This window comes from Streptomyces sp. Ru62 (assembly GCF_002920615.1).
Classification (GTDB): Bacteria; Actinomycetota; Actinomycetes; order Streptomycetales; family Streptomycetaceae; genus Streptomyces.
The window spans coordinates 186,506-207,880 of the sequence record NZ_PQSU01000009.1 but is presented as its reverse complement, the minus strand read 5'-3'; the positions used below and the strand labels follow the sequence as shown (position 1 = coordinate 207,880).

Below are 21,375 nucleotides of genomic sequence, written 5' to 3'. Positions count from 1 at the left end.
ATGTCGATGCCGACGCACTACGACCCGCTGAGGGCCTTGGGACCGGACACCGCCCTTCTGGCGGTGCTCTCCGCCTTCGAGAAGCGCGGCCATGACGATCCCGCCGCAGCCTGGCGGGCCTTGACCAGCACCTGGAACTGGGCGGCACCGCTGCCCACCGGCTTCCCCGGCACCGACCGGACCGGTACACCAGCCGTACGGCCGGTTTCCGGGGGTTACACCCTCTCGGGGCACTGGCGGCTGCCCTCCGCTGCGGACGCCGCGCCGTGGGTGGCCCTACCGCTCGCCGACGGCCGACGGTCCTGTGCCGGTACGGCTGCCGAGCGGAACGCCGCCGATCTGTTCGTGATGCCCGCCAGGAACCTCCGCACGACGGGCATGCTCCCGCGGGGCAGAGGCGACAGCCACCCGGCGTCCGGGCTGGTGTCGCGGGCGACGGACGCGTACGTAGCGGTCGATGTGTACGTGCCGGTCGGCTTCGCCACGTACACGACGGGCAAGCCCCTGTTCGCGAGCGACGCCGCCTTCCACTGGACCGCGATCGCCGCCCTGGCGCTGGGAGCGGCCCGTCGGACGACAGACGCGCTGGCGGGCAGTGTGCCGGGCGCGGCGCCGCCGCACCCGCCGGCGGCACCCGCCGGGCAGGCCGTCGAGCTGGCGGCCGTACTGCACGACGAGCGGTCGAGTCTGGCGGCCACCGTGCACGATCTCCCCGCCGCCCGGGATGTTCTGCCGCAGGCCATGGAAGCGCGGCTCGCGCAGCAGGTCCGGCAGGTGGCCATCGTCGTCCAGCACGTCCTGACCGAGGCCTACCAGCAGATCCTGTCCGGGGACACGATGGGCGACCGGCACGACCTGGTGAGCATCATCGAGACCAGTTCCCCGATACTCCAGCAGGCGCGACGCGCAACGGAGATTCTGCCGCCTGTCGACAACACGCCCCTCAGGAAGGGGTGAAGAACGTGATCACTGTCGCATACCAGGGAGAACCCGGTTCCAACTCGGCGTCCGTCGCGAACGCCCTGTACCCGGCGAACGGCGAACTGCCCTGCACCAGCTTCAGTCAAGCCCTGGACGCCGTGATCCTGGGCGACGCCGACGTAGCGGTGATCCCGGTGGACAACTCCGCGGCGGGACGCGTCGCCGACGTGCACCACCTGCTGCCGGACTCGGGCCTTCACATCGTCGCCGAACACTTCCTGCCCATCCGCTTCGACCTCATGGGCGTGGCGGGCGGCACCCTGGACCAGGTCGAGTACGTTCGCAGCCACGTGCACGCCCTGGGGCAGTGCCGCAAGGTGCTGCGGGAGGGTGGCTGGCGCACCCTCGTCAGCGACGACACGGCCGGAGCGGCGCGCGAGGTGGCCGAGCTGGGCGACCCGCGGCACGCCGCGCTCGCCCCGCCCGCCGCGGCCGCGCTCCACGGCCTGGAGGTATTGCGCGCCGAGGTCGAGGACGACCCTGACAACACCACGCGGTTCGTCGTGCTGTCCCGGGAGGCCGCTCCGGTGCCGCAGACCGGGAAGCCGACGATGACGAGTCTGTTCTTCAGTGTGCGCAACATACCGAGTGCGCTGTACAAGGCGCTCGGCGGGTTCTCCAGCAGCGGGGTCAACCTCACCAAGATCGAGAGCTATCAGATCGGCGCGGGGCTCAACGCGAGCCGCTTCTACATCGAGGTCGAGGGGCATCCCGGCGACGACCATGTCGCCCTCGCCCTGGACGAGCTGCGGTTCTTCTCCTCCGAGGTGCGCGTCCTGGGCGTGTACCCGGCTCATCCGTACCGGCTGAGGAGCTGGAGCCGGCGCGAGGCTCGGCAGGCGGGTGCGTAGACGGCACCACCCGGCGGGTTCACGACTTCTTACGCGGCAACCGCCACAGGCAGGCCGGCCGAACAGGGGATCGTGCCCTTCTGACACGCGGCTCAGGTCGTCGGTGCCACCGACCCGGCAGCGGTCTTCACCGGTGCCGCAGCGCCCTTTGCGGCTCAGCGGCACCGGGTACGCCGCGAGAATCATCCAGCCCACTACACACCCTGTGTATAGTCGTTCCGGCGTCCAGGGACATCCCCGTCCGGGCTGCCGTGCCGTGCGCCGCGCACGCAGGAGGCGGCCACCCCTGTACGCCGCTTTCGACTTTTCGCCCCGCCCTGGCGGACCCAGCCTGCTCCCTGCCATCGGGCCGGACACAGCTCTGCCGCAGCACGAGAGGAAGTCAGTGAGCCCACGTCGGCCAGATCAACCCGGTCCCGTCCCGGTCCTGGCTCCGGAACACAGAAAGCGCCTCGGCCGGTTCCGCGCACTCGCCCTGGGAGCAAGACTCGCCCTGACCGGCGGCCGGGGCAGCGCGGTACGAACCGTCCTGATGGCCGCGGGGATCGGAGTCGGGGTCGCCGTGCTGCTTCTCGCGGCATCGGTGCCCACGGCCAGGCAGCATCGCGACGCGCGCATCCACGGACGCATCGACGTCAACCTGGACGACCGGGTCGTACCGGCTTCCCGGCGCACCGTACTGGTGAGTGACATCGACACGGTCTTCCGCGGTATTGCGATCCGCGGCCGACTCGTGGAACCCGAGGGGCCCGATGCCCCTCTGCCGCCCGGGCTTGACAGGTTTCCGCGGCCGGGCGAGATGGTCGTGTCACCGGCCCTCGGACGACTGCTCGCGCAGCCCGGGAACGGCCTGTTGCGTGCCCGCCTCGACCACCCGGTCGCGGGAGAGGTGGACGACTCGGGCCTGCTCGGCCCCGGCGAGTACGTCTTCTTCCTGGGCGGCGAGCACATGGAGAGCGGCGTGGCGGGCGCACGGCGGCTCGACCACTTCGGCAAGGTCTATGCGGACAAGCCCCTGGCCCCCGATCTCGTGCTGCTCACCGTCGTCGGCATCGTGGTACTGCTCACCCCGGTCGCCGTGTTCATCGCCGCGGCCACCAGGTTCGGCGGTGAACACCGCGACAGGCGGCTGGCGGCTCTGCGGCTGATCGGCGCGGACCGTGGCATGACGGCCGGTATCGCCGCCGGTGAGGCGCTGGTCAGCTCCCTCATCGGCGTTGTTGTGGGTGCCGCGCTGTTCGCGGTGGGACGCCGGTTCGTCGATCTGGTCGATGTCCAGGGACTTAGTGTCTTCGCACGGGACCTCACCCCCGAGCCGTCCCTGGCGGCCGTGGTGGCCGTTGCCGTGCCCTGTCTGTCCCTGGTCAGCGCTCATCTGGCGATGAACAAAGTGGTCGCCGAACCGCTGGGAGTGGTGCGCAGGTCCGTCGGTGCCAAGCGGCGACTGTGGTGGCGCGTCGTCCTGCCCCTGTTCGGGCTGCTGCTCCTGTGGACGTCCGTCCGGGACGCATCGCAGGTTCGGAGCACCGCGGGCGTCGTCGCGCTGGTCGCCGGGATGCTTGCGCTGCTCGTGGGCGTGACAGCTGTCGTGCCTTGGCTCCTCGATCGCTTCACCGAACGGGCCGGCGGGGCGGGCCCCCTCTCCTGGCAGCTCGCGGTGCGCAGGCTGCGGTCGCACAGCGAAGCGTCCACCCGATCGGTCAACGGCATCGTGGTCGCCGTTGCCGGGGCCATCGCGTTGCAGACCCTTTTCACCGGTATGGCCCACAGCCATACGGGTGACCACCCGTCCACGGCACGGGGGCCGGCGCCGGACACGCGGGTCGGCGTGGTCCGTCTGGTCGGAGCCGACAGTGAGAAGCCGTACGCCTCTCTCCTCGCCAGGACCGCGGGGGTGACACGGGCTGTCGGCTTCGCCGAATTGCAGGTGAGCGAGGTCCCCTACGGCGTCCCGCAGACCGTACGCATCGCCGACTGCGCAGTACTTCGTCTCCTGGCCTCCGTCCCCACGTGTGCGAACGGCGACGCCTTCGTGGTCGCTCCCGGCATCGGGAGCACGGACGACACGACCGAGTGGGAGGCAGGCACGAGGATGCGCATGGGCACGAGTGGACCGGACTGGCGGGTGCCCCGGATCACCGCCACGGCGCGGGCCAGGGCGGGAAATCCGCAAGGTGTCTTTCCCGAGACGATGTTGCTCGCCACTCCCGGAGCCGCCGGCGCGACCGCGACCGCACACGCGACCCATGCCGTGAGCCTGGAGTACCGGACTTCCCGAGAAGATGTCCACGACCGGATCCGCACTGCCGCGGTCCGGTTGAATCCGCAGTTCCAGGTCGAATTCCCGGAGGACCGTAAGGAGGACACGGCGCTGAGTGACATCAGGCGTGCTTTGCTCGCAGGCGTTGCCGTCGTGCTGCTCCTGATCGCCGCAAGCATGCTGATCGGCGCCGTCGAACAACTGAGGGACCAACAACGCGTCATGGCCATGCTGGTCGCCGTCGGTGCCCGGAGGCGAACCCTCAACGGCTCGGTGCTGTGGCAGACCGCGCTGCCCGTGGCGATCGGAATGCTCGTGGCGGGACTGGTCGGAACCGCGCTCGGTGGTACCCTCCTCCACCTCATGGGCCGTACGGCGGTGTTCGACTGGATCGGCATGCTGGCGATGGCCGCCATCGGCGCGGGAGCGGTGCTGCTGGTGACCGCCCTGACGCTGCCGACCGTGCGGCAGGTCACCCGAGTGGAGGGCATCCGCCACGAGTGATGTCCACACCTGGTGAGCGACGGTTCCGTGGACGCGCTCGGTCACGACGGCCAGGCCGGCCACGGAGCGTGGCTGCGAGCAGCGCGCCGAAGACTGCGGTCTCCTGTGAAGGAACTCAGCCCACAGGATGTGCGGGACCCCGCGCGGCGGAGCCGCGCCGGAAGCCGGCCGGCCCGGCCGAGCGGCCGGCGAACGGCACCGTCGCCGCCCGCGCCGCCCCGCTCACGTTGCCCATGGACCATCCGCGCGACGGGATCTCGGGCCCGCCCGGCGCGGACTGCCGTCAGTACCGACCTGCTCGGTGACGTCATGGACCCGCTCAGTTCCCGGCACCGGCCGCACCGAGACCGCCTGCGCCGTGCCGCCGGACATCATCGGCGGCTCCGTGCGCGCCGTCGACGCGGGCGCCGTGCACCGCCCGCGGTCGGCAGGCGCACGGCGGCCGACGAGCGGCCGTTTCCACACGGTCGTCCGGTGGAAGGCCTACAGGTTCTGCCGGCTTCCCAGCACACCCTGACCGCGGAGGAAAGCGAGGACCGCCGCGCTGAACTGCTCCGGCCGTTCGATGTGCGCGAGGTGCCCCGTGTCCTCGAAAATCGACAACTCGGCCGCGGGCATGGCCTCGTGCAGGAGGCGGGCCCATCGCGGTCCGCAGATGAAGTCCTGCCTGCCGGCGAGGACGAGTGCCGGTGTGGTGACACCCGGCAGGGCGTCCCGGACATCGAACGGAGCGCCCTCGCCCCGGGTGGGGGCCGCATACATCCGCAGCGACTGGCGGGCGGGTGCGAACTCCTCCTCCCTGCCCCAGTAGTCGAAGAGATAGGCGGGCATGATCTTGCGCAGGATGGCGGTGGTGCCGTCGTCGTCGAGCAGGTCCAGGCGGGCTGTGAGGGCGGCGACGTAACCGGCCACCTCCGGATGGTCGTCGACGTGACGGTCCACGAAGCGCTGCATGGCGGCGACCGCCGCCGACCAGAACTGTTCGTCTGCCACGGGCGACGTGTCGTACAGGACCAGGGCGGCGAGCCGCGCCGGGTGGTCGAGGGCGTACCGCTGGGCGACGAAACCACCATGGGAGTGGCCGAGCAGTGTGACCTCGGGCAGTTTCAGGTGTTCGACCACATGGTGCAGAAGACGCGCGTATGTGGTCACGGAGTAGTCCCGGGAATCGGGGAGCCGTCCGGAAGCGCCTGTACCGACGGGCTCGATGTACACCATGGTGAGGCTGCTCTCAAGCGCGGGCATGCGCAGGTATTCCCAGCCGATGCCGGGTCCGCCCGAGTGAGCGATGCATACCGGGCCCGAACCGGCGACGTGGTATCGCTGTTCGACGTGGGCGGCGCCGTGAGGGACGGTGATCGTGTGGGTGCCGGGGGAAAGTGGGGATGACGAGTGCTTCACGCCTTCCGATGATCCATTGAAGGGGGGCGCACTCCAACAAGAAACGCAACATGTCATCACACTGTTATCGGGACCGCCCAGTCGAACATCGCCGGAACGGCCGGTGTGGTGACTGCCGGCCTTCACCACCGTGTGAGTGCGCTACACTCATCACAGTGTTCCTGACGTCGGGTGGCAACCCGGACAAGCGTCAGGAGCGCTGTCACACCCGCTGCACAGAGCCGAGCGGGTGCAGTGCCCCGGACGTCATCGATCCCCCGTAGACGGCGTCCGGGGCCGTTCACTTTCGTCACCGCGGATCTGGTCAGGGCTGGGCCCGGTAGAGACCCCGGCCGGTCCGCCGGACCCGGGACGCACCGACCAGACGGTCGAGTGTGCTGCGCACCGTGTTGATGCTTCCATTGCCGGTGTCACGGCCGAGTGCCGCCGCTACGTCCCGGGCGCGTACGTCGACGTCGCCGACCTGCGAGAGGTATTCCAGGATCTGCTCGGTGAGCTTTCCATACGTCCGTTCCCCCCCCGGCTTCGGGACAGGGAGCAGCCATGCGCGGTTGCAGCCGGTTCCCGGGAGGTGTCGAGGTCCGGGTGACTTCCGCGGCTGAGGGACGTCCAGCCGGTGGAGTGTCCCTGTACGCCCGTCTGGGCTCCGGCGCACGACTCCGGGCCGCACCGACGGTGCCCACGGGATCCGGCGTGCCACCCGCGGAATCAGCCATCAGGACCTGGAGCGCGCCCAAGGCCTGCTGGAGGGTGTCCAGACGGTCCATGACGGCGGCGGATTCCCTCTCCAGCGCCTGCTTCTGAAGCCGCAGACGGGCCAGATCCTCCTGCAGCACCTCAGCGGTGAGCTCGATGGTGCGCGCCGCGCCAGTTGCCGGGCCATGTCTTCCTCTCGTCCTCAGCTTCGCCGCGCCCGGCCCGTTCACCTGGAGTGACGTTCGACGCGGACGCCAGAATGGGCGCTTCGGTGCATCCTGTGCGGGTTCGCGGCACCCGCTGCACCGGCGGCGACGTCGGCGGCCTGTGTCACCGGGTCCGAGCTGGTGCGAACTTCAGTCCAAGGTGGTCGCACACCCGCTCCGGTCGCTTGCGCGGCCTGCCGAGCACTTCGCCTCGGCGGCGACGTGAATCCTGCTCGTCAGTCCGCACGGGGAACGCCCGAGCGCAGTCGTCACCGCAGGTCAACCGACTCCGAGCAACGCCCCGAACACCGGGAAAGGCACCGTGGCGCCCAGCGTTCCGTCCTGTCGACCGCGTGTGGGACCGGAGGACCTGCCACCGGGCTGACGGACGTCGTCCGGGGCCAGGACGGCCTCCAGCGAGGCGACGTCTCCGGTCCGCGCCGCCGAGACGAAGGCATCGAGGAGGCGTCGGTGCTGGGCCCTGTCCACGGACCGCCGGTGCCCGGCCGACAGGTGTTTGCGTGCCCGGCTCACTATCTTGCGCGCATTGACAGGGGTCAGGCCCAGTATCTCGGCGATTTCGGCGTAGCCGTAGTCGAACGCCTCCCGTAGTACGTAGGCGGCCCGCTCGCTCGGGTTCAGCTTCTCCAGAAGGAGGAGCAGGGCCAGCTCGAGTGCCTCGGCCCGCTGCGCGCCGATCTCCGGGTCGTTGCTCGTGTCGACGGGCTCGGGCAACCAGGGGCCGATGTAGGTTTCGCGGCGCACCCGGGCCGACTGGGCCACGTTGATGGCCAGCCGTGTCGTCGCACTCGACAGGAACGCGACGGGGTTCACCACCACCGAGCGGTCTGTTCTCTGCCAGCGCACCCATACGTCCTGGACCACGTCCTCGGCCTCCATCGCACTGCCCAGAACGCGGTACGCGATACCGAACAGACGTGGACGGAGCTCCACGAAGACAGATACGGCCTCTTCCAGGTTGCTTCCCGTGGAGGGCGTCTCACGATGCATGGTCCTTCTGTCTCCGTTCCCCGCGGATCGGTGCTGCCGGCGGGCGCGCTCGTACGGCTGCCGCGTGACGGTCCGCCCATCGGCCGACTCCTGACACGCCACAACAAGTCACACTGATTTCAACTGTGTCTGCTTCATAGACCAGGGCCGGCCCAGATCCGTTACAGGTCGTTCGTGACCAGTTGTTGTGATCAGCGGAAAAAGGTGTTGTGCGCTCGGACTTCCCGGGCGCACGGTGTGGGAGCGTCTCAGTCTCCGAGGGCCGTGGAAGTGGGGGCGTGGGGGCGGTTCCAGGTGCGCAGTTTGTCGGGGTTGAGAACGGCCCAGACCTGGAAGACGTGCTGGTCGGCGATGTCGAAACTGATGACGGCGGCTACCTGGTCGTTGTGGCGTACGACGATCGCGGTACGGCCGTTGGCCGGGCTGAGGTGCAGAGTCGTGTGCGGTCGGGGGGTCAGGAGGGTGAGGAGGGTGCGGGCGACGTGCTGATTGCCGTGCACCGGCCGGGTGAGGGCCCGCACCTTGCCGCCACCGTCGAAGAACGCGGTGGCGTCGGGTGCCAGCAGGGATGCCAGATGAGTGGCGTCGGCCGTGGTGCAGGCCTGCCGGACCGCGCGGACGATCCTGTCGTGCTGCTGCGGTGTGGTGGGGTGTGAGCGGGTGCTGCGCAGGCTGCGGCGGGCGCGGTCGGCCAGTTCGGCGCATTCGTGTGGGGTCCGTCCCACGATGCCGGCGACCGCTCGTGGTGGCATGGCGAAGACGTCGTTGAGGACGAAAGCCGCTCGTTCAGTGGGGGACAGAGCGTTCAGGGCGTTGAGCAGGGCGCCGCTGATCTCCTCCTCCAGGGCCCGGTGGAGTCCCGCCACCGTGTCGCCGCCCTTCCCGCCCGGGCCTGCGGGTCGTCGCTCGGGCAGGATGAGGCGTGCCAGGCAGACGGAGCCCGTGATCTCGGTCAGCCAGGCACCCGGGTCGGTGATGCGGGCCTTCTGGAGATCCGACAGGTTGTACCACTGCCGGTAGGCCTCGGTCACGGCGTCCTCGGCCTCCGGGCCCGTGCCCAGCATCCAGTAGGCGACGTTGAGTAGATGCCGTCGTTCGTCGAGCAGATCCGCGATCGGCACTGCGTCACCGGCCTGGTCCATACGGCGTCCTCCTTCTCACACGGCACCGCGTCACACCGCCGAGATCGGCTGGATCGACGTCCGTGACGGTCGGCGGACGGAGCACGCGGTCCGGACGCTCTCGGCCGACGGGCTCGTCTTCGGTGCCCTCAGCAGTGCAGACCGGACAGGCACGGATCATGTGACACCAGGACGGGCCCGTCACCCGATCAGAAGGGATTCCACCCCGTCCGGCCGACATGTGACGATGAGTGGTGCCCGGGAAGTCACGTACATAACAGTGTGACAAGATGCTCTCCCGACACCGATCGCGAGGCGTCGCCCGCTGACGAAGGGACCTGTCCATGCCTGCCATCCTGATTCACGGCGTCCCCGACACCCACCGGGTGTGGGACGGCGTGCGGCGGCACCTGACCCGCACCGACGTGGAAGCCTGGGACCTGCCCGGCTTCGGCGCGGCGCGCCCGGCCGGCTTCGGATCCACGAAGGAGGAGTACGTGGACTGGCTCATCGAACGGCTGGAACGGGTCGGTGAGCCGGTCGACCTGGTCGGTCACGACTGGGGATGCATACTCACCGCCCGCGTCGCCTATCTGCGCCCCGATCTGGTCCGTACCTGGGCGGGGGGCAACGGCCCGATCAACTCCGCATACGTATGGCACCCGTTGGCCAAGATCTGGCAGGACCAGGTCGAAGGCGACCGCTTCATGGAGGAACTGCAACCGGAACAGTTCGCCGACGACCTGGCGAACGGCTTCGACGTGCCCATTGATCTGGCCCGGGAGACGGCGAGCCACGTGGACGGTCCGATGAAGGATGCCATCCTCAAGCTGTACCGGTCGGCTGTGACGATGGGCGCGGAGTGGGAGCCGGGGCTGTCCGCGGTGTCAGCGCCGTGCCTGGTCTTCTGGGGAGCGCTCGACCCCGCCTGTCAGATCGAGTTCGGGCGTAAGCTCGGCGCCTCCCTGCACGCGTCCGCGGTGATCGAGATGGACTGCAATCACTGGCCCCTGCTCCAGCGACCCGCAGAGGTGGCCGCAATCCTGGAGGCGCACTGGAGCCGGCACGCGAACGCGTGACGAACGCGCCGGCCGCACCGACGACCGGGGCAGTACGACCCACGCCGGGCGGCAGCTCGGGCAGCAGGGCGACTGGACCGCGACCTGGCTCGGCGGCAGCAGGCCGGCTCCGCCCCCGCACGGACACCGCTCGTACCGGCGGGCCGCGACGATCGTCGGCGCCGCCGGTACCGAGCCGGTGAAGGCCCACGGCACCGGCTGCCCGGGTGCCGCCGGGTTCCCCGACGGCATCTCGCCGCGGACCTGGGTGCCGCCGGGCCACGAGACAGACGGAAGTGCACGTTCCCCAGCCGTCCGGGCCGGCCCGCGGCACAGCGCAGGTGTGGCAATCCGGCGGTCGGCACGGCAAACGCCCCCTGTCTGTGCGACGAGGGACGGTATCCGATCCAAGGGGTGGACCAGAAACGGCGCCGCCGGTTGCACATGCCAGATTCCCGGTTGCGTCCCCGCTCACGTCACACCACGTGGTTCTGGCCGGTCTTGATGGGTGAAACCGAGAGGAACAGAGGACACCGTGCGTGAGATCTTGATCGTGGGTGGCGGCTACGCGGGTTTCTACACCGCGTGGGGCCTGGAGAAGAAGCTGCGCCGGGGTGAGGCACGCGTCACCGTGGTCGACCCTCGCCCGTACATGACGTACCAGCCGTTCCTCCCCGAGGTGGTCGCCGGGTCGGTGGAGGCCCGGCATGCGGCGGTCTCGCTGCGGCGGCACCTGCACTGGACTCGTGTGGTAGCGGGCGCGGTGACGGAGATCCGCAACAGCGCGCGCACGGTCACGGTCCGGCCGGAGAGCGGGCCGGAATTCGACCTCCACTACGACGTGCTGGTGGTGACGGCGGGGGCCGTCACACGCACGTTCCCCATCCCGGGGCTGAGCGACCAGGCGTACGGACTGAAGCACGTCGAGGAGGCCGTGGCGATCCGCGACCGGCTGCTCACCTCGTTCGACCGTGCGGCGACCCTTCCGCGCGGTCCCGAGCGCCGCAAGCTGCTCACCGTCACTGTGGTCGGAGGCGGGTTCTCCGGGGTGGAGGGCTTCGGTGAACTGCTGGCCCTGGCGACCGCCCTGCTGAAGCACTACCCGGAGATCGGCGCGGGAGAACTGGGCTTCCACCTGGTCGAGGCGCGGGGCCGGATCCTTCCCGAGGTGACCGACCGGCCCGGTGAGTGGGTGGTGCGCTCGCTGGAGAAGCGGGGTGGCACGGTGCATCTGAACACCCAGCTCGTCTCCGCGGAGGGCGGGCACGTCGTGCTGTCCGACGGGGAGGAGTACGACTCGGGACTGATCGTGTGGGCGGCGGGCAACGCGTCCAACCCGATCGTGCACAACCACACGGACCTTCCGGTCGACGAACGGGGCCTGCTGACGGTGCGGGCGGATCTCCGGGTCGGTACGGACACCGAGGTGGTGGCGGACGTATGGGCGGCCGGTGACGACGCCTCCGTGCCCGACCTCGCCGCAGGGCGGCCGGGGGCCCGCACGGTGCCCAACGCGCAGCACGCCGTCCGTCAGGGCAAGCTTCTGGCGAAGAACATCCTGGCGTCACTTCGGGGCCGGCCGGCCAAGGACTACGTGCACCACAGTCTGGGCGTGGTGGCGACGCTGGGGCTGGGCCGTGGCATCTTCCAGTACCGGCGTCTGGTCATCAAGGGTTTCCCGGCATGGTTGATGCACCGGGGCTACCACGTCCTGGCCGTACCCAGCTGGGAACGCAAGATCCGTGTTTTCGCGGTGTGGGCCACCGCCGCCTTCTACGGCCGTGACATCGTCTCCCTCGTCTCGGTCCAGCACCCGAGAGACGCCTTCGTCTCCAGCGGCGCCCCACGGAGCAGCGAGGAGCCCACGGACGCCGTCGCCGGGTGAGCCGGCGGTGACATGCCGGGTGACGGGTGTCCCGCTGGGAGCACCCGTTGCCCGGAGGTGACAGCGGAACCCATGACCTGGCGCGGCGCAGTACGGTTTCCGGTCAGGGCTTGGCGGCGCGGTACAGGCCGCGGCCGACACGGCGAATGCGGGAGGAGCCGACCAGACGGTCGAGCGTGCTCCGCACGGCGTTGATGCTGCCACTGTCGGTGTCCCGGCCCAGAGCGGCGGCGACATCGCGGGCACGCACGTCGGTGTCCGCGACTTCGGCGAAGTACGTCAGGATCTGTTCGGTCAGCTTGCCGTACTTCGGTGCGCTGTCGGCCTCGGCCTCGACGTCGGCGTGGTCGGTCCTCGCCCGGCTCGCGTCCGCGCCCTCGGGCGCCGGCTCCGCCGCCGGCCCGACATCCACGGACCCGGGTGCCGCGGACGACGCAGCGGCCATGGGCATCAGGGCCTGGAGGGCGCTGAGGGCTCGTTGCACCGAGTCGAGGTGAGCGGTGACCGCGGACAGTTCCCGCTCCAGCGCCTGCTTCTGAACCTCCAGCCGGGCCAGGTCCTCCCGGAGGCTCTCGGCGGTGATCTCGATGTTGCGAGCCTTGGGGGTCACGGAGCCCATGTGTTCCTCTCGTCCTCAACCCTTGTTCCGGCGGGGCCGCCGATGTGCCGGCGACGTCAACCCGGCCCAACACCGTTGGATGCTACCCGCACATCATATGCAGCGGCCCCCACTGGTCGAGATCTGAGCGGGCTGACACCGGAGAAAACGCATCGAGTGGCGAGGCGCTTCACCGGGTCCGCCCGCTCGATCCCTCAGAGGCGGTCGGTCCTCGAATGATCGAGCCTGGTGCCGTCTGTCTCGCCCGGGTGCTTCTGGCCGTCGGCGGGCCGGGCCACCGAATGGTGCAGGTGCCGGAGGGCCTCGGAGACCGCGTCGATGCGTGCGTCCACCGTGTCGATCGCCTCTCGGAGCAGGCGTAGCCGGCCCTCGAGCAGCGCCGCCTCCGCCGCCAGCGACGCGGTGGCGGCGGCGGGATCGGCCTGCCGGTCAGTGCCTCGGGGCATCCTGTCGTCCTTCCTCAGCTGGTGCCGGAAGCCTGGGCACGGACGTCTCCCGAACAGCGATCATTCGCACGCATCGGCTGACATGTGTCCCTGCCATGCTCCTCCTTCTTCTTCACCGCACGGCTTGAGCGGTTGCCGCCGCAAGCCGTCGACACCGCATTGACCAGGCAGTGGCGGGAGCTGTGACAGCCGTGGAGCGGCGCGCGCCCCGTTACTTCGGCTCGCAGCCGGGATCAGGGGCGTCCTCGGCGAAGGGGGCGCCGTGCGGCAGTACGTAGAGGACCTTCAGTACGACATCCACCGCGCCGCGGTTCTGCCCGATGTGCACGTGCGTCGCGCCAGGCGGTTCCTTTATAGGCGTACAGGTAGCCGTCGTGGTAGTGCCATCCCGTCCCCTGACCGGGAGGAATGGTGATCTCACGGAGAGTGTAGTCCCAACGATGGGTGGTCCACTGTGCCAGCGTCTTGCCCGTGACACCGGGACCGCCGGGTGTCGCCTGCGCGACCACCGGGGCGAACGTGAGTCCTGCGGACACGGCACCGAGGGCCACGGTACGCAACACGTTGCGCAGGCTGACCCCTTCGGGAGATGGGTGGGTGAGGGGCCGCCCGGGTAAGTGCACCTCGTGAGCGGCCTGTTGGACAGAACCCACTGTATTGCCGTGGGTAATGACACCGACAGCGGGGTCCCGTAAAAGTGTGTTTCGGCGACACAATGGGGCAGTCGCGAGATGCGACGCCACCGCAGCGACGATGTTGCCGGAGGGCCGTCCGGAGGGAGAACGCGGTATGGAGCCTGTCGGTGACACACTGCCGATCACGGAGTTGCTCGACGAGCGGAGGCACCTGCTGGAGGTGGCTCACTGGATGCTGGGCAGTCGCCCCGCGTCCGAGCGTGTCACCGATGAGGCGTACCGGCGGTGGTACGGGCTCTCCGATCACCAGCGGGACCGGATAACGGTGCCACGAGCCTGGCTGACCCAGGTCGTCGGTGAGATCTGCCTGGCGCGGCTGGCCCTGCCCGGCCGCAGGGAGGACGCCCAGGGCCCTGTGCCGGGGAGGGAGCAGAACGGTCCCGGTCCGGGGGGCGAGGTCAGCGCGGTGTTGCTGCGAACGCTGGACGCGCTGTCACCGCTCGTGCGAGGTGCGCTCGTCCTCGATGACACGTTAGAAATGCCACCGGGCACGCTCGCGGGCATCGTGGGACAGCCCGAGGGGAGGAGCGCTGAGCCGGCAGACGCGGCCCGCCGGAGCCATCGGGCCCGGCGCGCACAGCCGACGCCGCCACGCCGGCAGGACGAGATCGCCCACGCCGTGCGGCACGCGTGCGCCGACGGGGACGCCGGCCGCCTGGCGTCCCTGCTGAGCCCGGACGTCACCGCATTCTTCGACGGCGGAGGCAAGGTCCGCGCGCTGACGCGGCCCGTCACCGGCAGCGCACGCGTCACCCGGAGTCTGCTGATCCTGCTCGCCCGGCACCCCCGCACCAGTTTGCACACGCACCCCGCCAACGGACGCACTGGTCTCGTCGTCCGCTGCGACGACCAGGTCGCCGCGGTCATCAGCCTCGACATCACCGGCACTCGTGTCGTCCACATGTGGGTCGTCCTCAACCCCGACAAACTGCGCTCCTGGAACCGCCCTCGCGCATGACGGATCGCCCGGGAACCCGGTCGCGGGGGACGGCCGCGCGGCGGCATCGGAGTCGAAGAAGGCGGCGCTCCGACGCGGGTCCGAGACCCACGTCAGTGAATGCCCCGGTGCGTGACCGCGACGGCCATGGCGGTCACGGTGGAGCAGGCCCCCGCTTCGTCCGTCGGCGTCGACCGATCCGCCCCCTTGCGTCGGTCGGAACCGTGGACATGCGGTCGCCAGCTCCGCAACGCGGCCGCGGCCCGTGAAGGGTGGCGAAAGGCCCGTCGCGCACATCGGTGGATCACCCGCCGGCCTTGGGGGAACGCGAGCCCGGCACCGTTCAGGTGTCACACACACGCCGACCGCTCGGTCCTTTCCAGTGACGAGCGGTGGTGTACCGCCCACCCGCGTCTTCGCACTCCCTGAATACGAGCCGCCCCCCCGAGACCGTATCCGTCGCTCACCCCAGGAGGTGTTCCATGGACTGGCGCGAACGGGCGCTTTGCCGAGGCGAGGACCCTGATCTCTTCTTCCCGATCGGCAACGTCAACAGTGGCCCGGTGGCGATACAGACGGACGAGGCGAAGGCCGTCTGCCGTCGCTGCCCCGTGAGGGAGCAGTGTTTGGCGTGGGCCGTCGACGCCGATCCGGTGGAGGGTATCTGGGGCGGTACGACGGAAGGGGAGCGCCGCTCCATGCGCCGGCGCACGGCGCGTACGCCGGGGGCGACGGAAACCGCCGCGTGAGCGCAGGCCGAGTGATGGACGCGGCCGTGGCCGCGGTCCAAGGAGCCGAAGCGCGGACACAGGGCGGGGAGGGGCCGGGCGGGGTGGTTCCGGAACGGGTGCCGCCCCGCCCAGACCGGCTTCCGGTCAGGCTGCCGTGTCCCGGTCGAGCCGTATCGCGGAGACGTCCAGTGTCAGGGTCACCTTGTCGCTGACGAGGACTCCCCCCGTCGCCAACGGTGTGTTCCAGGCCAGCCCCCAGTCCGAACGCCGCAGCGTGGCGGTGCCCTCGAAGCCGACCCGGTGTTGGCCGTAGGCGTCATCGCCGGCTCCGCCGAAGACGACGTCGATGTCCAGGGGCAGTTCGATGTCCTTGATGCGCAGACCGCCGGTGAGGCGGAACTCGTCGTCGCCGAGCGGCACGATGCCGGTGGAGCGGAAGGCCATCAGGGGAAACGTCGCGGAGTCGAAGAAGTCGGGACCCCCGAGGTGCGCGTCGCGCTCCTGGATGCCCGTGTCCAGGCTGTCGGTCTGGACACTCACGTACGCCTCGGAACGCGACGGGTCGGAGCCGTCGAGTTTGAGGAGGCCCTCGAAACGGTCGAATCTCCCCCGGACATTGGAGACCATGGAGTGCCGGACGGAGAAGCCGATCGAGCTGTGCACCGGGTCGATGGTGTACACACCGGTCACCCCAGGGTACGAACCGGGACGGGGAGGAACAACCTGATCGCGTTGTATCAGCATGGTGGGTGTCTTTCTCTGTGGTTGCTGTCTGCCGGTGACGAGGCGTGCCGGCATCTCGGCCATCGCCGCGCCGGACATGAGGCGGGGGCCTGCCGTGCCGCGGTGCGCGGATGACAGGCCCCCTCGAAGGGATGGCGGGCCCTGCCCCAGGGCCCGCCACTTCACGGCTCAGTGCTGCTGCTGCGCGAGCCAGTCGGCGAAACGCGTCTCCGCGATGTGCGCGTCCGGACCGGGGAGCAGGGTGGTCTCCTGCAGCTCCGCGCCGAAGTACGGTGCGTGCACGTCGGTCACGACCGTGCGCGGGTCGTTCTTCGCGGCCAGGCCCTTTCGGATCAGCTCGTCGAGCTGGAACACCTCGGGCCCGGCTACCTCGACCACCCCGTTGACGGGGGTACCGACAGCGGTGCGGCCGACCGTGGCGGCAACGTCGTCGGAGTACACGGGCCGGATCTTGATCGGGGCCAGTCGGACGGTGTCACCGTCGGTCGCCGAGTCGGCGATGCCCTTCATGAACTCGAAGAACTGGGTGGCGTGAACGATGGAGTACGCGATTCCCGAGTCCTTGATCAGCGCCTCCTGCGCCTGCTTGGCGCGGAAGTAGCCGCTCTCCTGGAGCCGTTCCGTACCGACCACGGACAGAGCCACGTGGTGGCTCACCCCGGCGTCGGCCTCCGCCTTGAGGAGGTTGGTGGTCGAGGTGCGGAAGAACTCCATGACGGCGTCGTCCGCGAAGGACGGCGAGTTGGAGACGTCCACCACGACCGAGGCACCGTCGAGGACCTCGGCCAGGCCCTCGCCCGTGAGCGTGTTGACGCCGGTGTTGGGGGCCGCCGGTACGGCCTCGTGACCGTGCTCCTTGAGCTTGGCGACCAGCTTCGAGCCGATCAGTCCGGTACCGCCGATCACTACGACCTTCATAGTGGAATCCTTTCAGTGATGTGTGAAGTCGGTCTGCACCAGAAAAGACCGGCTGCGCACGATGTTTGTGACAAGGCGAAGAGTGTGGAGGAGGAATGCGAGGATGACGGACAGCTATTCGACGAGCTTTCCATCGGTGGAGACGTCCTCCATGAGGGACGCGATCTCGCCCGGGATGGGCGGAATGCTCTCATGGGTGATTCCGGTCGTCGGGGACCAGACGAGGTTGACGCGGAAGGCGGGATCCATGTCGGGGAAGTCGCTGCGGTTGTGACAACCGCGGGTCTCCCGGCGTTCCAGCGCCGCTTCGAGGGTGGCGCGGGCCGCCAGGGCGGCCGATTTGAGGTCGAAGGCGTGGGCGAGGTCCTGGAAACCGGCGATGTCGGGGTGGACCCCGACGTTCTCCATGCGCTTCTCGATGGTGTCCAGTTCCGCCAGGCCCGTGCGCAGACCCTGTTCGTCACGGACGACACCGGCGTGTTCGGTCATGGTGTTGCGGATGGCGCGCTGCAGGGCGCGGACGTTCTCGGGCCCGTCGGCGGCGAGCAGTTCGTCGACTTCGGCGCGCGCCTGGGCCACGGCCGCGGCGGAGCGGGGCTGCGCGGTGAGTGACTCCGAGTAGGCGGCGGCGGCCCGGCCGGTGATGCGGCCGTAGACGAGGAGTTCGATGAGACTGTTGCCGCCGAGGCGGTTGGCGCCGTGGAGGCCGCTGGACGCCTCTCCGATGGCGTACAGGCCGCGGACGTCGGTGCTGTGGTCCTCGGGGCGGACCCAGACGCCGCCCATCGAGTAGTGCGCGGTGGGGGCGACCTCGATGGGTTCGCGGGTGATGTCGAGCATCTGCAGATCGAGGAGCGTCTGGTAGACCCGGGGGAGCCGGTTCATGATCGTCTGGCGGGGGAGGTGGGAGACGTCGAGCCAGACCCCGCCGTTGGGGGTGCCGCGGCCTTCCTTGATCTCGGTGTAGGAGGCGAGGGCCACGCGGTCACGGGTGGACAGTTCCATCCGCTGAGGGTCGTAGCGGCTCATGTACCGCTCACCGAGGGCGTTGCGCAGGATGCCGCCCTCGCCGCGGGCCGCCTCACTGACGAGGGTGCCGGCGGCGTTCTCCGGTTCGATGATGCCGGAGGGGTGGAACTGGACCAGTTCGGGGTCGCGCAGGCGGGCCCCGGCCTCGACCGCCAGGCGGAAGGAGTCGCCGGTGTTCTCGTCCCGTCGCGAGGAGGTGCGCCGCCAGATGCGGGTGTGCCCGCCGGCCGCGAGGATGACGGCGTCCGCGTGGATGAGGTAACGGGTGCCGTTGCCGAGGTCGAATCCGTAGGCCCCGAAGACGGCGCCGTCGTGGACCAGGAGACGGGTGATGTAGACGCTGTCGAGCATGGGTATGTCCAGCTGGCTCGCGCGCCGGATGAGCGTGCGCTGGATCTCCAGGCCGGTGTAGTCGCCGGCGAAGGCGGTGCGGCGGAACTTGTGGGCGCCGAAGAAGCGCTGCGAGATGCGGCCGTCCTCTTCCCGGGCGAAGGCCATGCCGTAGCGTTCCAGGTCGTCGATGCCCAGCGCGGCGCCCTGGGTGACGATCTCCGCCGTACGGGGGTCGCCGAGCAGGTAACTCTCCTTGAGGGTGTCCGCGGCGTGCTGCTGCCAGCTGTCCTCGGGGTCCATCGTGGCCAGGGCCGCGTTGATCCCGCCGGCGGCCAGGGAGGTGTGGGTGTCCTCCTTGGGGCGTTTGCCGACGGCAACGACGTCGACGCCGGCCTCGGCCAGCTCGATCGCCGCCCGCAGGCCGGCTCCGCCGGTACCGATCACGAGGACCATGGTCGACAGTCGTTGTTCGGTGATGGCCACGATTGCTCCCGTCGCTGTGGGTGTCACTGACTACGACCAGGCCGGGCGGAGCTTTGTGACACGGTTGCCTGGCGGCTGCGGGGTGGGTGACCCCGGGGAGAGCACACGTGTCACAACGAGACGGCGTCTCCGGTCCTACCGATGAGTCCGACGGCCGTCCGAGCCGGCCCCGTGGCGTGTTCGACGGCGAAGAGGAGGAGAGGGATGACGTACGTCATCGCGCAGCCCTGCGTCGACATCAAGGACCGGGCGTGTGTCACGGAATGCCCCGTGGACTGCATCTACGAGGGTGCACGCACGCTCTACATCAACCCCGCGGAGTGTGTCGACTGCCATGCTTGTGAGCCCGTGTGCCCCGTGGAGGCCATCTTCCACGAGGACGACCTGCCGCGGCACTGGGCGCACTACCGGTCCGTCAACGCGGAGTTCTTCGAAGCCGCGACCCCGGAGCGGAACCGTCGGGACGGCACGGACCGGGACCACCCGCTGGTCGCGGCCCTGCCCCGGCAGGGTCTCCACAAGAAGGAGATCTCCGTCTTCGCCGTCCGCAAGGAGGAAGCCGCCGACGCGGACCTGTGGTTCCCGTCCTGACCGGGTGTGCCGGCCGCGAGCGGCCGTCGCCCCGGGCGACGGCCGACGCATGCCGGACGTGCCGGTCAGGAGGCGAGCGTGATGGTGGTCGGCGTGCCTCTCCAGGCCATGCGCGCGTAGGGACACAGGGCGTCGGCCTTCTCCATCAGTTCCGTTGCCGTCTCGCGAGCGACACCTGGCCACCGCACCACCAGATCGACGTGCAGCAGATAGCCACCGTCCTCCGGATCCCGTCCGAAGGCGACGGTCGCCATGACCGAAATGGCCGCGGGGTCGAGCGCCTTCTGCCGTGCCAGGAGGCTCAGCGCGCCGTGGAAGCACGCCGCGAAGCCGGCCGCGAAAAGCTGCTCCGGGTTGGTTCCCTGGCCGTCGCCGCCCAGTTCGGCGGGCATGCGCAGATCGAGGTCCAGTGCGCCGTCGGACGAGCGTGCCCGGCCGGAGGCCCGCCCGTGCGAGGCCACGCCACCGTCGACGGTCACGGTGGTCGTGTAGATGGGCGAGAACTCGTTCCCCTCGTAGTCCTTCTCGGTCGGCAGACTGGGTGGCTGGATGCGCTCGGTCACGGCATGACTCCGATGTGGTCGTGGTACGGCGTCCCGGCGGACGTCCGGGAGCGCGTACCCGGGGGCGTCCGGGATCCGGACTACTGGTTGACCGACAAGTAACCGTTCCTGTGACGCCTGCCCGCCGACGGCCGGGGAAAATGCCCGCGCCCGGCGGGTCAGTCGCGCAGGGAGGCCACGTAGGGCTCCAGCTTGGCCGGGTTCATCACCCACATGAGCCGGTCGATGCCTTCCGTCGACACGTCGACGGACAGCAGGGCGACAGCCTTCTCGCCGGACGAGACCAGCACGGCCGGCAGGCCGTTCGCCTCGACCCACCGGATGTCCGCCTGCGGCCAGAAGCGAGGGGCGAAGGCCACGAGGTACCGCGAGACATGAGGGCGTCCGATCACTGGGATCTTGGACGCGCCGCGGATCCCGCCACCGTCCGAGTAGCTGACGACGTCGGCGGTGAGAACGTCCTCCAGCACCGACAGATCACCCGTCCGCGCCGCCGAGAGGAACACCTCCAGCAGCCGCCGGTGGGCTGCCGGCGTGACGCGCTCCCTGCGCTCGGCGGCAAGGTGCCTGCGTGCCCTGCTCACCAGCTGACGGGCGTTGGCCTCGCTGGTCTCCAGGATCTCGGAGACCCGCCCGTAGGGGTAGTCGAACGCCTCCCGCAGGACGTAGGCGGTGCGCTCCACGGGATTCAGCTTCTCCAGGAGCAGCAGTACCGCCATCTCCAGGGCCTCGGCCCGCTCCGCGCCCAGCTGCGGATCCTCCGTGGTGTCGACGGGCTCGGGAAGCCAGGGACCGACATAGGACTCCCGGCGCACCCGTGCGGACTGGGCCAGGTTGATCGCCAGCCGGGTGGCCACCGTGGTGAGGAAGGCGGCCGGTTCGAGGACCTTCGTGCGGTCCGTGTTCTGCCATCGCAGCCAGGTTTCCTGCACCACGTCTTCGGCCTCCGCCGTACTGCCCAGCACGCGGTAGGCGATGCCGAAGAGTCGCGGGCGCGCCGAAAGGAAGTCCTTCGTCGCTTGATCGAGGGTGTCGGGGTGGGCGCCAGCGTGCATGGATCTTCCCTTCTGGCTTCGTGCGCACCATGCTACAAGCGGCTGCGGAGGGCCGCGTCGGGGGCGTCGGCCCGACCGTCCCGGACGCCGTCCAGCGTGCACACCGTGGCACTCGATGAGTCCGCGCCGTCCCCGTGCGGGGCACGCATCGGTCCGCGACCTGTCCGCTCCTGGTGGCGAGAGCGTTCTGTCACGAAACAACTGCACGCCCGGTCAAGACCGTGAAAGGTCATGGACCAGGAAAGGTGCACGCGTCC

At 69.7% G+C, this 21,375-nt stretch carries 16 protein-coding genes and 4 pseudogenes; 8 read left to right on the top strand and 12 right to left on the bottom strand.

Annotated features, from left to right (window positions below; genetic code table 11):
• The 3 genes from C3492_RS14665 to C3492_RS14655 all read left to right on the top strand — a co-directional run bounded on the left by C3492_RS14665 (position 1) and on the right by C3492_RS14655 (position 4,596).
• A complete protein-coding gene (locus C3492_RS14665; RefSeq protein WP_103812190.1) occupies positions 1–957 on the top strand; it encodes a hypothetical protein in 957 nt (318 codons plus the stop codon).
• A gap of 5 nt (positions 958–962) precedes the next feature.
• Complete coding sequence (locus C3492_RS14660; RefSeq protein WP_103812248.1) at positions 963–1,832, top strand: prephenate dehydratase; 870 nt, start codon at positions 963–965, stop codon at positions 1,830–1,832.
• A 532-nt stretch (positions 1,833–2,364) separates the two neighbouring features.
• Complete coding sequence (locus C3492_RS14655) at positions 2,365–4,596, top strand: ABC transporter permease (protein ID WP_103812189.1); 2,232 nt, start codon at positions 2,365–2,367, stop codon at positions 4,594–4,596.
• Between the two features lie 483 nt (positions 4,597–5,079).
• Here the strand turns inward: C3492_RS14655 and C3492_RS14650 are convergent, their stop codons facing one another.
• The 4 genes and pseudogenes from C3492_RS14650 to C3492_RS14635 form a co-directional block, all read right to left on the bottom strand.
• Positions 5,080–5,997: an alpha/beta fold hydrolase gene (locus C3492_RS14650; protein WP_258055708.1), complete on the bottom strand. Its 918-nt coding sequence runs from the start codon at positions 5,995–5,997 to the stop codon at positions 5,080–5,082.
• A 304-nt stretch (positions 5,998–6,301) separates the two neighbouring features.
• Positions 6,302–6,899 (bottom strand): annotated as a pseudogene (locus C3492_RS45790) (hypothetical protein).
• A gap of 372 nt (positions 6,900–7,271) precedes the next feature.
• Positions 7,272–7,910: pseudogene (locus C3492_RS14640) on the bottom strand (sigma-70 family RNA polymerase sigma factor); the annotation flags it as partial.
• A gap of 248 nt (positions 7,911–8,158) precedes the next feature.
• Entirely contained in the window at positions 8,159–9,052 is an 894-nt protein-coding gene (locus tag C3492_RS14635) for a sigma factor (RefSeq protein ID WP_103812186.1), read from the bottom strand.
• Positions 9,053–9,375: 323 nt separating this feature from the next.
• Between C3492_RS14635 and C3492_RS14630 the strand changes: the two genes are divergently transcribed.
• Positions 9,376–10,110, top strand: a complete 735-nt coding sequence (locus C3492_RS14630; protein ID WP_103812185.1) for an alpha/beta fold hydrolase — start codon at positions 9,376–9,378, stop codon at positions 10,108–10,110.
• A gap of 514 nt (positions 10,111–10,624) precedes the next feature.
• Complete coding sequence (locus C3492_RS14625; RefSeq protein ID WP_103812184.1) at positions 10,625–11,974, top strand: NAD(P)/FAD-dependent oxidoreductase; 1,350 nt, start codon at positions 10,625–10,627, stop codon at positions 11,972–11,974.
• A 103-nt stretch (positions 11,975–12,077) separates the two neighbouring features.
• On the opposite strand, the gene C3492_RS14620 is transcribed toward C3492_RS14625, so the two are convergent.
• From C3492_RS14620 to C3492_RS14610, 3 genes and pseudogenes are all read right to left on the bottom strand, one after another.
• The gene (locus tag C3492_RS14620) at positions 12,078–12,593 is read right to left on the bottom strand and encodes a hypothetical protein (RefSeq protein ID WP_103812183.1); all 516 of its coding nucleotides are present in this window, start codon (positions 12,591–12,593) and stop codon (positions 12,078–12,080) included.
• Between the two features lie 194 nt (positions 12,594–12,787).
• Positions 12,788–13,039 carry a hypothetical protein gene (locus C3492_RS14615; RefSeq protein ID WP_103812182.1) on the bottom strand — a complete coding sequence of 84 codons (252 nt, stop codon included), beginning with the start codon at positions 13,037–13,039 and terminating at the stop codon, positions 12,788–12,790.
• 211 nt (positions 13,040–13,250) lie between these two features.
• Positions 13,251–13,611, bottom strand: a pseudogene (locus tag C3492_RS14610) (cupin domain-containing protein).
• Positions 13,612–13,828: 217 nt separating this feature from the next.
• Between C3492_RS14610 and C3492_RS14605 the strand changes: the two are divergent.
• On the top strand, positions 13,829–14,692 hold the full coding sequence (locus C3492_RS14605; protein WP_103812181.1) for an RNA polymerase subunit sigma: 864 nt from the start codon (positions 13,829–13,831) through the stop codon (positions 14,690–14,692).
• Between the two features lie 461 nt (positions 14,693–15,153).
• The gene (locus tag C3492_RS14600; RefSeq protein ID WP_103812180.1) at positions 15,154–15,420 is read left to right on the top strand and encodes a WhiB family transcriptional regulator; all 267 of its coding nucleotides are present in this window, start codon (positions 15,154–15,156) and stop codon (positions 15,418–15,420) included.
• A gap of 126 nt (positions 15,421–15,546) precedes the next feature.
• On the opposite strand, the gene C3492_RS14595 is transcribed toward C3492_RS14600, so the two are convergent.
• From C3492_RS14595 to C3492_RS14585, 3 genes are all read right to left on the bottom strand, one after another.
• Positions 15,547–16,146, bottom strand: a complete 600-nt coding sequence (locus C3492_RS14595; RefSeq protein ID WP_374938345.1) for a YceI family protein — start codon at positions 16,144–16,146, stop codon at positions 15,547–15,549.
• Between the two features lie 168 nt (positions 16,147–16,314).
• Complete coding sequence (locus tag C3492_RS14590) at positions 16,315–17,064, bottom strand: SDR family oxidoreductase (protein WP_103812179.1); 750 nt, start codon at positions 17,062–17,064, stop codon at positions 16,315–16,317.
• Between the two features lie 114 nt (positions 17,065–17,178).
• Entirely contained in the window at positions 17,179–18,879 is a 1,701-nt protein-coding gene (locus C3492_RS14585; RefSeq protein WP_181140375.1) for an FAD-binding protein, read from the bottom strand.
• A 234-nt stretch (positions 18,880–19,113) separates the two neighbouring features.
• On the opposite strand from C3492_RS14585, the pseudogene fdxA reads away from it, so the two are divergent.
• Positions 19,114–19,419 (top strand): annotated as a pseudogene (gene fdxA / locus C3492_RS14580) (ferredoxin); the annotation flags it as partial.
• A 146-nt stretch (positions 19,420–19,565) separates the two neighbouring features.
• On the opposite strand, the gene C3492_RS14575 reads toward fdxA, so the two are convergent.
• Together C3492_RS14575 and C3492_RS14570 are read right to left on the bottom strand one after the other, a co-directional pair.
• Positions 19,566–20,063, bottom strand: a complete 498-nt coding sequence (locus C3492_RS14575; protein WP_103812176.1) for an Ohr family peroxiredoxin — start codon at positions 20,061–20,063, stop codon at positions 19,566–19,568.
• A 158-nt stretch (positions 20,064–20,221) separates the two neighbouring features.
• Positions 20,222–21,118 carry an RNA polymerase sigma-70 factor gene (locus tag C3492_RS14570; protein ID WP_103812175.1) on the bottom strand — a complete coding sequence of 299 codons (897 nt, stop codon included), beginning with the start codon at positions 21,116–21,118 and terminating at the stop codon, positions 20,222–20,224.
• Positions 21,119–21,375 lie beyond the last annotated feature (257 nt).

Excerpts from the sequence above, each read along its gene's own strand:
- C3492_RS14620 (WP_103812183.1), bottom strand. The coding sequence starts at position 12,593 with ATGGGCTCCGTGACCCCCAAGGCTCGCAACATCGAGATCACCGCCGAG.
- C3492_RS14600 (WP_103812180.1), top strand. The coding sequence starts at position 15,154 with ATGGACTGGCGCGAACGGGCGCTTTGCCGAGGCGAGGACCCTGATCTC.
- C3492_RS14655 (WP_103812189.1), top strand. The coding sequence starts at position 2,365 with ATGGCCGCGGGGATCGGAGTCGGGGTCGCCGTGCTGCTTCTCGCGGCA.
- C3492_RS14585 (WP_181140375.1), bottom strand. The coding sequence starts at position 18,879 with ATGGTCCTCGTGATCGGTACCGGCGGAGCCGGCCTGCGGGCGGCGATC.
- C3492_RS14635 (WP_103812186.1), bottom strand. The coding sequence starts at position 9,052 with ATGGACCAGGCCGGTGACGCAGTGCCGATCGCGGATCTGCTCGACGAA.
- C3492_RS14665 (WP_103812190.1), top strand. The coding sequence starts at position 1 with ATGTCGATGCCGACGCACTACGACCCGCTGAGGGCCTTGGGACCGGAC.
- C3492_RS14615 (WP_103812182.1), bottom strand. The coding sequence starts at position 13,039 with ATGCCCCGAGGCACTGACCGGCAGGCCGATCCCGCCGCCGCCACCGCG.
- C3492_RS14595 (WP_374938345.1), bottom strand. The coding sequence starts at position 16,146 with ATGCTGATACAACGCGATCAGGTTGTTCCTCCCCGTCCCGGTTCGTAC.
- C3492_RS14570 (WP_103812175.1), bottom strand. The coding sequence starts at position 21,118 with ATGCACGCTGGCGCCCACCCCGACACCCTCGATCAAGCGACGAAGGAC.
- C3492_RS14605 (WP_103812181.1), top strand. The coding sequence starts at position 13,829 with ATGGAGCCTGTCGGTGACACACTGCCGATCACGGAGTTGCTCGACGAG.
- C3492_RS14590 (WP_103812179.1), bottom strand. The coding sequence starts at position 17,064 with ATGAAGGTCGTAGTGATCGGCGGTACCGGACTGATCGGCTCGAAGCTG.
- C3492_RS14630 (WP_103812185.1), top strand. The coding sequence starts at position 9,376 with ATGCCTGCCATCCTGATTCACGGCGTCCCCGACACCCACCGGGTGTGG.